This is a genomic window from Pseudomonadota bacterium (assembly GCA_034189865.1).
Taxonomy (GTDB): domain Bacteria; phylum Pseudomonadota; class Gammaproteobacteria; order UBA5335; family UBA5335; genus JAXHTV01.
Genome location: JAXHTV010000003.1, coordinates 178,159 through 192,302 on the forward strand (window position 1 = coordinate 178,159; position 14,144 = coordinate 192,302).

At 57.6% G+C, this 14,144-nt stretch carries 12 protein-coding genes; 2 read left to right on the forward strand and 10 right to left on the reverse strand.

The genetic code is table 11. The features are described from left to right. Positions 1-15: 15 nt before the first annotated feature. The 8 genes from pnp to SVU69_02870 form a co-directional block, all read right to left on the reverse strand. Positions 16-2,118: a polyribonucleotide nucleotidyltransferase gene (pnp, locus tag SVU69_02835; protein ID MDY6941933.1), complete on the reverse strand. Its 2,103-nt coding sequence runs from the start codon at positions 2,116-2,118 to the stop codon at positions 16-18. Between the two features lie 43 nt (positions 2,119-2,161). Then, positions 2,162-2,431, reverse strand: coding sequence for a 30S ribosomal protein S15 (gene rpsO, locus SVU69_02840; GenBank protein ID MDY6941934.1), 270 nt, complete (start codon positions 2,429-2,431; stop codon positions 2,162-2,164). A gap of 104 nt (positions 2,432-2,535) precedes the next feature. Next, entirely contained in the window at positions 2,536-3,456 is a 921-nt protein-coding gene (truB, locus tag SVU69_02845) for a tRNA pseudouridine(55) synthase TruB (protein MDY6941935.1), read from the reverse strand. 86 nt (positions 3,457-3,542) lie between these two features. Beyond that, positions 3,543-3,920: a 30S ribosome-binding factor RbfA gene (gene rbfA, locus SVU69_02850; GenBank protein ID MDY6941936.1), complete on the reverse strand. Its 378-nt coding sequence runs from the start codon at positions 3,918-3,920 to the stop codon at positions 3,543-3,545. Between the two features lie 15 nt (positions 3,921-3,935). Then, positions 3,936-6,476, reverse strand: coding sequence for a translation initiation factor IF-2 (infB, locus tag SVU69_02855; protein MDY6941937.1), 2,541 nt, complete (start codon positions 6,474-6,476; stop codon positions 3,936-3,938). A gap of 35 nt (positions 6,477-6,511) precedes the next feature. Next, on the reverse strand, positions 6,512-8,005 hold the full coding sequence (nusA, locus tag SVU69_02860) for a transcription termination factor NusA (GenBank protein ID MDY6941938.1): 1,494 nt from the start codon (positions 8,003-8,005) through the stop codon (positions 6,512-6,514). 33 nt (positions 8,006-8,038) lie between these two features. Further along, entirely contained in the window at positions 8,039-8,518 is a 480-nt protein-coding gene (gene rimP, locus SVU69_02865; GenBank protein MDY6941939.1) for a ribosome maturation factor RimP, read from the reverse strand. Positions 8,519-8,855: 337 nt separating this feature from the next. Further along, positions 8,856-9,704, reverse strand: a complete 849-nt coding sequence (locus tag SVU69_02870; protein ID MDY6941940.1) for a universal stress protein — start codon at positions 9,702-9,704, stop codon at positions 8,856-8,858. Positions 9,705-9,847: 143 nt separating this feature from the next. Between SVU69_02870 and SVU69_02875 the strand changes: the two genes are divergently transcribed. Then, on the forward strand, positions 9,848-10,141 hold the full coding sequence (locus SVU69_02875) for a DUF4345 domain-containing protein (GenBank protein MDY6941941.1): 294 nt from the start codon (positions 9,848-9,850) through the stop codon (positions 10,139-10,141). Positions 10,142-10,305: 164 nt separating this feature from the next. Here the strand turns inward: SVU69_02875 and SVU69_02880 are convergent, their stop codons facing one another. Continuing rightward, positions 10,306-10,671 carry a VOC family protein gene (locus SVU69_02880; GenBank protein MDY6941942.1) on the reverse strand — a complete coding sequence of 122 codons (366 nt, stop codon included), beginning with the start codon at positions 10,669-10,671 and terminating at the stop codon, positions 10,306-10,308. A 187-nt stretch (positions 10,672-10,858) separates the two neighbouring features. Here SVU69_02880 and SVU69_02885 point away from each other — a divergent pair, with 187 nt between their 5' ends. Further along, positions 10,859-13,576 (forward strand): cation-transporting P-type ATPase, encoded by a 2,718-nt coding sequence (locus SVU69_02885; GenBank protein MDY6941943.1) that lies wholly within the window; start codon positions 10,859-10,861, stop codon positions 13,574-13,576. Between the two features lie 26 nt (positions 13,577-13,602). Here the strand turns inward: SVU69_02885 and SVU69_02890 are convergent. Continuing rightward, positions 13,603-14,144, reverse strand: a 542-nt coding sequence (locus SVU69_02890; GenBank protein ID MDY6941944.1) for a class I SAM-dependent methyltransferase, incomplete at its 5' end; no start/stop codon positions are given.

Consider the following 14,144-nt stretch of genomic DNA (forward strand, 5'->3'; position numbering starts at 1 on the left):
GCTCTGGCGCTTGTGTCAGGACGACTCTGCCTGCTCTTGAGCGGCCGCCTTCATGCTCAAGCGAATGCGGCCTTGCCGATCGACTTCCAGTACTTTCACGTCAATGACATCGCCTTCGCTGAGCTTGTCGCTGACTTTCTCGACCCTTTCCTCGGAGATTTGCGAGATATGCACCAAGCCGTCCTTGCCAGGCAGGATGGTCACGAATGCACCAAAATCCATCAGTTTGCTGACACGGCCTTTGTAGATGGCACCGACCTGGACATCTTCGGTGATCAGCTCGATGCGGCGGCGGGCCTCTTCGCTGGCGGACCTATCGACGGAAGCAATCTTGATGACCCCATCATCGGTAATATCGATAGTGGTGCCCGTCTCTTCGGTGATCGACCGGATCGTCGCACCGCCCTTGCCAATCACGTCCCGAATCTTTTCCGGATTGATCTTCATGGAAACGATGCGAGGCGCCCACTCGGACATCTCTTCTCGCGGCTGAACAATGACCTTGGCCATTTCACCCAGGATGTGCAATCGACCCTCTTTGGCTTGTGCCAGAGCCTGAGCCATGATCTCCCGGGTAATCCCGTCGATTTTGATATCCATCTGCAGCGCCGTAATACCGTTCGAGGTTCCGGCTACTTTGAAATCCATATCGCCCAGGTGATCTTCGTCTCCCAGGATGTCGGACAACACGGCGAAGTCGTCGCCTTCTTTGATCAAACCCATGGCGATACCGGCAACCGGCGCCAAAATGGGCACGCCCGCCGCCATTAACGACAAGCTGCTACCGCAGACGGTCGCCATGGAACTCGAACCATTGGATTCGGTGATTTCCGACACCACGCGGATCACGTAGGGGAACGAATTCATATCCGGAAGAAGCGGTTCGATAGCGCGGCGGGCCAGTCTTCCATGGCCGATTTCCCGGCGCTTGGGCGAACCCATAAAACCGGTCTCACCCACGCTGAACGGCGGGAAATTATAGTGGAGCATAAAGGGATCTTTACGTTCGCCCTCTATGGCATCGATGATTTGCGCGTCACGCTCCGTACCGAGTGTGGTCACGACCAGCGCTTGGGTTTCACCGCGCGTAAACAGGGCCGAACCGTGCGTACGTGGCAGCAACCCGATCTCAATGGTGATGGGCCGGACCGTGGTGAGATCGCGGCCATCGATTCGCGGCTGCTGTTCGATAATCCGTCCGCGAACGATTCGCTTTTCCAAATCGTTTAGCGCATTTCTCACCAGCTGTTCGTCGTGCGATTCCTCTTCGCGCGCGCAAAGCTCATCAACGAGCGCTTGGCGAATCTCGGCCAAGCGATCTTGGCGGGCTTGTTTCTCGGATATGCCGTAACCTTCAGCAAGATCCTTTTCGGCCCGACTTGAGATCAAGGCCGCGAACCCATCATCTTTCGCCGGCGGTTCCCACGCCCACGCGGGCTTGCCTGCTTCGGCAGCCAACTCCGTGATGGCGGCAATGGCGGTCTGCATTTGCTCGTGACCGAACATCACGGCGCCGAGCATCACGTCCTCTGACAATTCGCGGGCGCCGGACTCAACCATCAAGACCGCGTTTTCAGTACCGGCGACCACCAAGTCCAGCTCGGATGACGTCAAATCGGTATTGGTCGGGTTGAGCACGTATTGACCGTTGAGATATCCCACGCGGGCCGCGCCAATCGGTCCACTGAAAGGTACGCCGGAAACAGCCAATGCGGCGGAGGTCCCGATCATCGCGGGGATATCGGGGTCCACGTCCGGGTTCACCGATATGACGGTGGCAATCACTTGAACTTCGTTACGGAATCCCTTGGGGAACAATGGCCGAATCGGCCGATCGATCAGACGGCTGGTCAGAACCTCTTTTTCGCTCGGGCGGCCTTCGCGCTTGAAGAATCCACCGGGGATGCGGCCGGCGGAATACGTGCGCTCCTGATAGTTGACAGTCAGCGGGAAAAAATCAGCGCTAGGATTTGCCTCTTTACGCGCGACTACGGTGACCAACACCACCGTGTCCGCCATGCTGACTAAAACTGCGCCCGTAGCTTGCCGGGCGACACGCCCAGTTTCTAATGTGACCTCATAGTCACCGTACTGAAATTTCTTAATCGTGGGATTCACATTGGTTACCTAAAGTTGATTGCACAAACCCGGAAGCCGCCGATTAACGACGCAGACCGAGACGGCTGATCAGCTCTTGGTAACGTGATGGATCTTTGCGTTTCACGTAATCGAGAAGTTTCCGGCGCTGGCTGACCAGTTTCAATAGCCCGCGGCGGGAATGGTGATCATGTTTGTGTTGCGCGAAATGACCCGTGAGATGTTCAATACGTTGGGTCAACAACGCGACTTGAACTTCCGGGGAACCGGTATCGCCGGCACCGCGCTGGTACTGTTGTACGATTTCGGCTTTTTGTTGTGTATCAAGTGACATAGTAAAGTGACTCCTAGCTGGGCATCCTCATCTCTATCAGGGGGGCAATTCTAGCTTTCGCTGAGGACGTAAACAAGCGATCTTTCAGAATAATTGGGCTTTATTTAAGCTTTTTTATTGGACATCAGGCGCCGGGGCGCCACCCGACCATCGATGAGCATATCACCCATCCCTAAAAACTCGGATTGGGGACCGTAAACACGAACCCAACCCTGATCAGGCGCTTTGGGCACCAGCACCGGGTTGCCACGAGAAAGGCTGAAGGCGCCCTCCATGGTCAGTGAAACGGCTGGCCATTGCTGTAGTGCGCTGTCCAGAGGCAACAATAGACCATCCAAAGCCTCGATGCCCTCTTGAGCGAGGTTTTCAAGTTCCGAAAGCGTATGAAGGGCTTCATCGCAATAGGGGCCGACCGCAAGACGGCGAAGCGCGACAACATGACCGCAGGTTCCCATCGCCTTGGCAATATCCTCGGCCAACGTGCGCACGTAAGTGCCTTTCGAGCAGCGCACTGTCAAATCGGCTTCAACGCCGGACTGCTCAACCAGATCGAGCTGATGAATCGTCACCTGACGCGGTGCCCTATCCACCTCCACCCCTTTGCGGGCCAGTTCGTAAAGCCGCTTACCCTGGTGTTTTACCGCGGAGTACATTGGTGGAATCTGCGAGATTTCACCCTCAAAATGCGGCAGCACCTCAGCCAGTCGCGACAGGGTTTGCTCGTCTGTGGGGCCTGTTTCGATACCCTCGCCCTCAGCATCGCCCGTACTGGTGCGTACGCCGAAATGGATTCTGACGGTATAGATCTTGTCCGCATCCAACAGAAACGCGGAAATCTTGGTGGCCTGACCCAAGCAAATCGGCAACATTCCACTGGCGAGGGGGTCAAGGTTACCGGTATGCCCCGCCTTCGCCGCGTCATATAAGCGTTTCACTTTTTGCAAAGCGGCATTTGAGGACAACCCAACAGGTTTATCAAACAACAAAATGCCACTAACAGGGCGACCTTTCTTTCGTCTTGCCATCGGGGCGAGTCAGCTCCAAATCCGGATCTTATTCAAAGAAGGTTTTCTCGTGCGAGCAAACGGACAGATCAACCGCCGGAGAGAGATCAGTGATCACCATCCTGATGGTCGACGTCTTTGGCGCGGGCCATCTCGATCAGGCGATCCATGTGTTGGCCCTGATCGAGGATGTCGTCGTAGAAGAAGTGGAGAGACGGAACCGTTCGGGTGCTCAGTCGGCGACCAAGCAAGCCCCGGAGAAAACCCGCAGCGGCGCTCAGTATCGCCAACCGCTCCGCTTGGCCCTCAGTGTTACCCAAGAACGACACATACACCTTGGCGTGAGACAAGTCCTTCGAAACCCGCACGTCGGTGATGGTAACCGGTCCGAGACGGGGATCTTTGACCTCGTTTCGGACCAACTCGCTCAGCTCACGACGCACCTGCTCCGCGACACGGGCCGTTCTGGGATATTCCTTTGGCACCTTAACGCATCTCCGTCAGGCTGCAACCTCGATCCGTTCATAGACCTCGATCTGATCACCCGCCTTCACGTCATTGTAGTTCTTCACGGCGATACCGCATTCGGTTCCCGCCCGGACTTCATTGACGTCGTCCTTGAATCGGCGCAGCGACTCCAGTTCACCCTCGTAGATGACCACGTTATCGCGCAGGACACGAATCGGGTTGTAACGTTTAACCACGCCCTCGACCACCAGACAGCCGGCGACTGCGCCCATCTTCGATGAACGGAACACATCGCGGACTTCAGCCAAGCCGATGATTTGTTCCTTGATGGTCGGCGCCATCAGCCCGGTGATGGCGTTTTTAACTTCATCCAGGGCTTCGTAAATCACGCTGTAATAGCGGACGTCTACCCCTTCATCGGCGATCAAACGTCTTGCGGTACCATCGGCACGGACGTTAAAACCGATAATGATGGCTTGAGACGCCACAGCCAAGTGAATATCCGACTCGGTAATACCGCCCACACCGCCGGCGACGATATTGACTTTGACCTCGTCGTTCGAGAGCTTGACAAGCGCATCCTGCAACGCTTCCACGCTACCCTGCACGTCAGCTTTGACGATGAGATTGAGTTGCTGGACTTCATTCTCCTCCAGCCGCTCAAAGACATCTTCCAAGGTCGCAGCTTGTCGTTTGGCCAGCTTAACGTCGCGATATTTGCCCTGCCGATGGAGCGCGATCTCACGCGCTTTTCTCTCATCGGTGAGAGCGCCGAGTTCGTCGCCGGCATTCGGAGTACCGGACAAGCCCAAGATCTGAACCGGTATCGACGGCCCAGCCTCCTGTATGGCTTGACCGTTCTCATCGAACATGGCCCGCACGCGTCCCCACTCACGGCCACAGAGCACGGGATCTCCCTTGGTCAGGGTTCCACTCTGAACGAGAATGGTGGCAACCGGTCCACGCCCCTTTTCCAGTGACGATTCGATGACCACGCCACGCGCCAGACCTTGCTTCGGTGCGGACAGCTCCAGCACCTCTGCTTGCAAGAGGACGGCCTCCAACAGCCCGTCGACGCCTTCCCCGGTTTTGGCCGAAACAGGCACGAACATCGTGTCACCGCCCCAGTCCTCGGGAATCACCTCGTGTTGGGCCAACGCGCTTTTAATACGCTCCGCGTCTGCATCCGGTTTATCGATCTTGTTGACTGCCACCACGATGGGGACGCCGCCGGCTTTAGCATGCTGAATCGCCTCCAGCGTCTGCGGCATCACGCCATCGTCGGCAGCCACAACCAGAATGACGATATCGGTGACCTTCGCCCCACGCGCACGCATGGAGGTAAAGGCGGCGTGGCCAGGTGTATCGAGGAAAGTCACCATGCCCCGATCGGTCGTGACGTGATAGGCGCCAATATGCTGGGTAATACCACCGGCTTCCTTATCGGCAACACGACTGCGGCGAATGTAGTCAAGCAGCGTGGTTTTGCCGTGGTCGACATGCCCCATAACCGTCACCACGGGCGAGCGAGGCTCACCGCTAACCTCTTCGGGCTGGCCCTGGGCTTGCATGAGTTCGTCTTCCAAGTCCACCTCTTTCAGCATACGGACTTTATGACCCATCTCGTCGACCACCAAGGCAGCGGTTTCCTGGTCAATCACTTGGTTGATGGTGGCCATCGCGCCCATACCCATCATCACTTTGATGACCTCGGTGGCCTTGACGGCCATTTTCTGGGCCAGTTCAGCCACTGTGATCGTTTCCGGGATCACCACGTCCCGAACGACCGGCTCCGTCGGCTTCTCGAAGGCATGAACCTTGGTCGCCGCCTCACCGCCCCTGCCGGACTTACGCTTGCGGCGCGTCGCCTGATCAAAACGACCGGGACGGGCTTGTCGGTCGAAGCGACTCGGTGATTCGGGCTCACCTTTCTTTCCACGGCCTTTTTTCTTGGACTCCGGGCGCATGCCTGCTCGCTCAGCTGCGGCCACCTTGGCCTGCGCTTCGACTTGCTGCTGACGGGCGCGCTCTTCTTCCGACACCGCCTTGGGGGGTTCAGCTTCAACGGGGGCAACCACAACCTCTTCCGCGGCCGGCACGGGTTTTTCTTCCGGCGCCGGTTGGGCTTCGACCTCAGGTGCCTCAGCGACCACTTCTACCTCGACCGCTTCACGTTCTGCGGCTTCGTGCACAGCGTGCTGAGCTTCGAGCTGCTGCTGGCGCTCCTCTTCTTCGCGCCGGAGGCGGTCTTCCTCCTGGACCGCTGTTCGCTTGACGTAGGTTCGTTTTTTGCGAACCTCAACGGTCACGGTTTTGGCGCGCCCCTGGCCCCCGGCAAGCTTAATCTCGCTGGTCGATTTTCGCTTGAGGGTGATTTTTTTTGGCGCTGCGGCTTCACCGTCGCCCGCACCCCTGCGTTTGCGCAGATAACCCAAGAGGTCGGTTTTCTCTTGATCAGTAATCTGATCTTCCGCCCCCTTCTCGCCCATGCCGGCATCCGCCAACTGTTCCAGGAGCCGCTCTACGGAAATACCTACCGCCTCAGCAAACTGCCTGACTGTCACTTCTGCCATTCTTTAACTCTCCAGCCAAAACCTGCGTATCCAAGTCAAGCTTGATCCGCGAACCAGGGCTCGCGCGCAGTCATTATTAATTGGGCCGCGCGTTCCCGGTCCATACCATCAACATCCAGAAGATCATCCACTGCCTGCTCGGCCAGATCTTCCATGGTGACAATCCCTTTGTTTGCCAGCGCATAGGCAAGCTCTTCGTCCATACCATTCATGCCAAGCAAGTCCCCGGCGGGGGCCTTGGCTTTATCCTGCTCTTCGCTGGCAATCGCCTGCGTCAGGAGTGCATCGCGGGCCACCTCGCGCAGGGTATCGACGATTTCCTGATCGAAAACGTCGATTTCCAGCAGCTCGTTGGCAGGCACATAGGCCACTTCTTCGACACTGGAAAAACCTTCCGAAACCAGAATCGCAGCCACTTCCTCATCAACCGACAACGCGTTCATGAACATTTCAACCAAGGCGTGGGCTTCGGCCTCACTTTTCTCCTCAGCTTGGGTCTGATTCATCACGTTCAGTTCCCATCCGGTCAGTTCACTGGCTAACCGGACATTCTGACCACCGCGGCCGATGGCTTGCGAAAGCTTCTCTTCCTCAACGGCAATATCCATGCTGTGCCGTTCTTCATCGACCACAATGGAGATGACCTCGGCCGGCGACATGGCGTTGATCACGAACTGCACCGGGCTCTCGTCCCACAAAATGATGTCGATGCGCTCGCCAGCCAACTCGTTGGAAACCGTTTGCACGCGCGATCCGCGCATACCCACGCATGCGCCCACCGGATCGATTCGCGCGTCGTGTCCCAGAACGGCAATCTTGGCCCGCAAACCCGGATCGCGTGCCGCACCCTTGATTTCGATGAGCCCCTGCCCGACCTCCGGCACTTCGAGCTTGAACAGCTCGACAAGAAATTCCGGCGCCGTTCGGCTCACGAAAAGTTGCGGACCGCGTGGTTCCGAGCGAACGTCCTTCAAATAACCTCGGAGCCGGTCACCTGGGCGCACCGGTTCCCGAGGGATCAACCATTCTCGAGGAATCAACGCTTCGGTGTTGTTACCCAAATCCAGGACGACACTCCCGCGATCCAGGCGTTTGACCAGCCCGGTGATGAGCTCCCCGACCCGATCCTGATATTCCTCGACGATCTTGGCCCGCTCCGCCTCGCGCACTTTCTGCACAATGACCTGCTTTGCGGCCTGGGCAGCGATTCGACCGAACGGCATGGATTCCATTGGCTCTTCAATGTAATCGCCGATTTGCAGTTCGGCGTCCATTTGTTGGGCGCGCGCCAACAACACGTGCACGCTGGGGTCGAAGTCTTCCGCGTCATCGTCGACAACCTGCCACCGGCGAAAAGTTTCGTAATCGCCGGTGCGTCGATCGATGGCAACGCGTACACCCATCGTTTCCGAGTGCCGCTTGCGGGTTGCGGATTCCAACGCCGCTTCGATCGACTCGAATATGACTTCTTCCGGAACACCTTTTTCGTTAGAAATCGCTTCGACAACCAGCAAGATTTCTTTGTTCAATTTCGAGATCCTCCGAGTCGATTGGCCCTAGCGCTAAGGTGCCAGACGTGCCCGGTCAATTTCCGCAATTGCCAACGACCACACTTGACCGTCAACATCCAATTCGATCTGCCCATCGGCTAACGCCTTAAGCACACCGACGAAATTTTTTCGTCCGTTTATGGGTACCGCCATCCGCACCCGAATCCGCTCGCCGATGGCCCGCTCGAAGTGCTCCGGCTTGACCAATGGTCGGTCATCTCCGGGAGAAGAGACTTCCAAAACGTACTCACCCGCGATGGGGTTCTCGACGTCCAGTACACCACTAACCTGGTGACTCACTCGCGCGCAGTCTTCAAGCCCGATACCGGATTCGGCATCGATGTACAACCGCAGCAACTGACCTTGGCCCGAATCCATCCGTTCTACGCAGATGAGCTCATAGCCCATTGCGGAGACGACCGGCTCAAGCAGCGCTGTCAAATCATCTCGCACTTCCTGCTCCGCCTCGCCAAAAACAAAAAATGGGCCCACTGGCCCACCTTTACCCGCGAATGTTTGGGTGGATATGGCTCCTACCCAAACATGAAACCGGCAACCCATTGAGCTACTCGGTGCAGCAGGCCCGCTAACAAAAAAGCCCCGGACGGGGGCTTTTGGGGCATATTATGCACGCGAGAGGGGCGCCCCGCAACTCAATCGAGCGGTTTCAGCGGCGACTTAACGCATTGGTGAGGGTTATCACGTCTCGCGAGAAAGACGGATCAAAATACAGGGCTGAAACGCGCGAAGCCAGCGCCCCAGGAAAACCAGGTCTGGTTGCCCTGAATATCGATGGATCGGTGCGAAATTCACGCGCCCCAATGCGGGATCACCAAGCCTTAACCACCATGATGTCGCACGGCGGGTCGGCGAGAAAATCTTCCGCCACGCTGCCAAGAAGCGCCCGCGCCATTCCGGTTCGACCATGCGTGCCAAGCACGAGAAGGTTGGCGTTGAGATCTTTGATTTGCTCGCGAATCGCGCGTTGGGGGTCACCCTCTACGATCACAGTTTGCGCTTGGCCGAGCCGCTTTTCCAGCCCCGCAACAAAGACTTTCATTTCTTCGTTGACCATGTGTTTCAGCTGGACCTGTGCACTCTGGCGACCTTCATCGGAATCAGCAGAGCCGTTCAGGAAGGTTTTGAAGGGAACGCTATAGATGTGGAGCAGACGCAATTGCGCCTTGGGCGCAAAGCCCAAGGCAAACTCCAGGGCACGCCTTGAGTACACGGAGAAATCGATGCCAACCGCAATCTGCTGGTAAGGCTTGGTTGCCCGGTCCTTGACCACCAGCACCGGCATATCTCCGTTGCGAACCACCCGTTCGACGGTGGTTCCTCGAAACAGACCGGCCAACCCCCGCGCCCGGTGCATTCCCAGCACGACCAGATCGAACTGATCACTCTCGCTCCGCCGGAGTATCTGCATCCAATCCTTGCCGACGTCGATCAAAAAGTCGACCGCCACATCCTCCGCGCCGCGCAGCGAAAACAAATGCTCCCGAAGATCCCGCTCCGCGACCCGACGTTGTTCTTCGGCGATTGAAACCGGCAAATCCTCATCGATGACATGCAACACACTTAAGTGGGCACCGAACTCCTTACAAAGCGAAACGGCCCGATCGATCGCCCGATCCGAGCGTTCCGACAAATCCGTCGCGACCAGAATTCGTTTCATCGTTAATCCTTTTCGTCTATCCGCCGGGGCTGAGTCGCATAAAATGCGGCGCAGACCGTCCAGCTAATCCTACGCGTGCATCTGAGCATGACAAGCCCCAGCGCCGCATGGAAAAGTTTGCACATCAGCAACAGGGAATTTCAATGAAAATAAAACCGTATTTTTTGATTCTGTCGGGCGCGGGCGTGTCGATGATCGCTTTGCTTTATGGCCTCTCGCCGCAGTGGTTTGCCCGGACTTTCCTGGGCATTGCCGAGTTGAATGTCAATATGGCCCATATCCTACGAGCCGTGACAGGCCTCTATCTGGCGCTGAGTGCATTCTGGTTATTTTCTGCCTATCACGAAAAATATCGGAATACCGCGATTCTGACAGTCATCATTTTTTCCGCAGGACTCGTGTTGGGGCGAATCGTGAGCTTTTTCGCCGATGGCTAGCCCGCTCCCCTGCTGCTCATTTACATAGCGATGGAATTGATATTCGCGCCGGCGGCTTACTGGGTGTTCAAACTGCCGGACTGAATTGGACCGCATCTCCCACCCGGCGGCAGTTACTTGGCGGTGGCACGACAAGAAAAGGACCGCCGGATTGCTCGAGGCTTCTAGGCTTTCGGTTCCCACAGCTCGATGGGGTTGCCCTCCGGGTCGTGCAGCCGGGCGAATCGGCCGTTCGGATACGCCTCCGGGTCGATGCTCACCTCAATACCCATGCCCCGCAGTTGCGAAACCATGGCATCGAGATCGCTCACCCGAAAGTTCACCATCCACGCTTGGCTTTCGCTTCCGAAGTATTCAGTATCAGGCGGAAACGGGGCGAACACCGTCGGCCCCGCTTGTTGCGCCCAAGGTTGTTCGTCGTAGCTTTGGGGCACCGGATTGATCCCCAGGTGCTGCTCATACCATTGCCCCAACGCTGATGGATTTTTCGACTTGAAGAACACGCCTCCAATGCCTCGCACCCGTTCCATATACGCACCTCCGCTTTGCCGAACGTGGATGGGAAAACCGCCTATATAAGGTAGCAGTCGCTAAGATACATGTTGAATATGTAGACTCGGATGACGAGCTTTTGTGACTCATTCAAACCCGGAACGTCCTTCCCATCGACAACATTCTGCTGGTCGAGCGACTCCCATCAACCGAGAAGTGGTCATCATGGAAGACACATCGCAGCGCTTCGCTCAATGGCACGCCCAGGAGGCCGCGTCGTCGTTCCATACGCTGGCGTCCACGGCTGACGGCCTCAGTCAGCCAGAGGCCGAGGCACGGCTAAAACGTTACGGTGCCAACCGCCTGCCACCCGCTGAGGGCAAAGGCCCTGTGAAGCGCTTCCTGGCCCAATTCAATAACGTATTGATTTATGTCTTGCTCGTCGCCGGGATGGTAACCGCTGCCCTGGAGCATTGGATCGACAGCGGTGTCATTTTTGGCGTGGTGCTGATCAACGCCCTGATCGGGTTTATTCAGGAGGGAAAAGCGGAGCAGGCGCTCAACGCCATCCGCCAGATGCTCTCCCAGCAGGCGACGGTCAAGCGTGATGGGCAATTCATGACCCTGCCCGCGGAAGCGCTGGTGCCTGGTGATGTGGTGTTACTGCAATCCGGCGATAAGGTTCCGGCGGACATGCGTCTTTTTAGAAGCCGGGAATTGCGCATCGATGAAGCCACGCTCACCGGCGAGTCCGTGCCGGTGGAAAAAAACACCCTCCCCGTGGACGACAACGCCGTGATCGGCGATCGCAAATGCATGGCCTTCTCCGGCACCCTGGTCGCGTATGGGCAAGGCCAGGGTGTGGTGGTGGCAACCGGCGAGAGCACCGAAATCGGGCGCATCAGTCACTTGCTGCAGGATGTGCCGCTGCTCACCACGCCGCTGTTACGGCAAATGTCCACCTTTGCAAGGTGGCTGACGGCCGCCATCGCGGCGATGGCCGCCTCCACTTTCGCCTATGGCGTATGGGTGCATGGGTACCCGATCGGTGAAATGTTTCTTGCCGCCGTGGGTCTGGCGGTGGCCGGTATTCCCGAGGGACTGCCGGCCATTATGACCATTACGCTGGCCATTGGCGTACAGCGGATGGCGAAGAAAAACGCGATTATTCGCCGCCTGCCAGCGGTGGAGACCTTGGGCTCGGTGACCGTTATTTGTTCCGATAAAACGGGCACGCTGACGCGCAACGAAATGACCGTGCAAACGCTGGCCAGTGGTGCCGGCATCTGCGAAGTAACGGGTGTGGGTTATGCTCCCCAAGGCGGATTCAATCTCGAGGGCAAGGCGATAACAGCCGAAGATTTTCCGCTGCTGAGAGAAATCGCGCAGGCCGCCCTGTTATGCAACGACGCGACCATCCTGGAGTGCGACGGCCGTTGGACGATGCAAGGCGATCCAACGGAAGGCGCGCTGGTCACCCTGGCCCTCAAAGCGGGACTGGAACACCACCACACCCTCAACCAATACCCCCGCGTCGACGCCATCCCCTTCGAGTCGCAACACCGTTTTATGGCGACCTTACACCACGACCATACCGGCCACGGGTTCGTGTACTTAAAAGGAGCGCCGGAAAAAATACTCGAGATGTGCCACCGACAACGCATGCGCGGTGACGATGTTCCGCTGGATCGGCGCTACTGGGATACGGTGATGGAACAAATGGCCGGGCGCGGTCAGCGCCTATTGGCCATCGCCTTCAAGACTACCCCCCGCGGCCAACAAAGCCTGGAATTCAAAGACGTGGAGTACGGCCTGACGCTGTTGGGATTAGTGGGCATTATCGACCCGCCGCGAGATGAGGCCATTGCGGCGGTGCGCGCCTGCCAGTCCGCCGGTATTCGGGTCAAAATGATCACCGGCGATCATGCCAAAACCGCCAGCGCCATCGGCAAACAAATGGGAATCGGCGACGGCATCCGGGCCGTCTCCGGCAGTCAGCTGGAAAACTACGGCGTCCATGAACTGGATCAAGTGATCCGCGAGAGCGCGATCTTTGCACGGGTCTCGCCGGAGCAAAAATTACAGCTGGTCACCGCCCTGCAGGCCCAAGGCGAGGTTGTCGCCATGACCGGCGACGGGGTCAACGATGCACCGGCGCTGAAGCGGGCCGAGGTGGGTGTCGCCATGGGGCAGAAAGGCACCGAGGCGGCGAAAGAGGCTGCTGAAATGGTGCTGACGGACGACAACTTCAACACCATCGTTCAAGCCGTTGAGGAAGGCCGAACCGTCTACGACAACCTGAAAAAATCCATACTTTTCATTCTGCCCACCAACGGCGGCGAGGCGCTGACTATTGTTGCGGCGATCATGATGGGTCGCTCGTTGCCCATCACCGCGGCACAGATCTTATGGATCAACATGATCACCGCCGTCACCCTGGCCCTGACTCTTGCCTTTGAACCGGCCGAACGCGATGTCATGCAGCGGCCTCCCCGCGACCCCAGGGAGCCGATTCTCTCGGGATTCCTCATTTGGCGGGTGGTGTTTGTGTCGCTGATTCTGGTGTCCGGGACCTTCGGGCTGTTTCTTTGGGAGCGGGAGCACGGTGCTTCCATCGAGCTGGCGCGTACCGTGGCCGTGAACACGCTGGTCATGTTCGAGGTGTTCTACCTGATCAGCGCCCGCTACCTACTGGCCCCCTCGCTGACCATCAAGGGCCTGACCGGCAATCGCTATGTCCTCTACGCCATCGGCCTTTTGGTGTTGATTCAGCTGGCGTTCACTTACCTCAGCCCCATGCAGGCGCTGTTCCACACCACCGCCATCGGCCTGGACGCGTGGCTGCGCATCCTCGCGATCACCGTGTCGGTGTTGATCCTGGTGGAATCGGAAAAGTTTATTTTGCGTCGCTTCGAAAACGCCAGGAAACCATCGGATCACTAGCGGGCGAGATTAAACCGCGCATTCCGCTATCCGGCCTTCTTGGCAACGATAAAAACGGGCGTGTTCTTGGCGGGCTGCCACTGCTTTTCAATCTTAAAACCGGCCGCTGTGAGCGCGCTCAGCAACTCGCCTGTGGTGAACACCTTAACGGCGGGCATCAAGCCCAGAGCCTTTCCGATGGGAACAACATATTTAAGAAATTTCATCGAATCGCCAAGACACATGGTGCTGCTGACAAAAACGCCCCCCGGCTTGAGCATCCGATGAACCCGTGCCGGAATCTCCTGCCAGTTGGCCAGCACATGCAAAACGTTAAGCCCCAAAACCGCGTCCAGGGAACAGTCGGGTATGTCGATCCGATCAATGGCGGCATGGCGGAAGGTGACATTTTCAATGGCGTTCTCGGCCGCCTTTCGTTGTGCGATTTCAATCATTTTCGATGAGACATCAATCGCTTGTATGTGCTTTACAAACGGTGCATGAGCAATCGCAGTCGAGCCCGTACCGCAGCCGAACTCCAGCACCGCCATATCCGGGCGCAGGAACGCGCGCGTCATCTCGAGCTTCC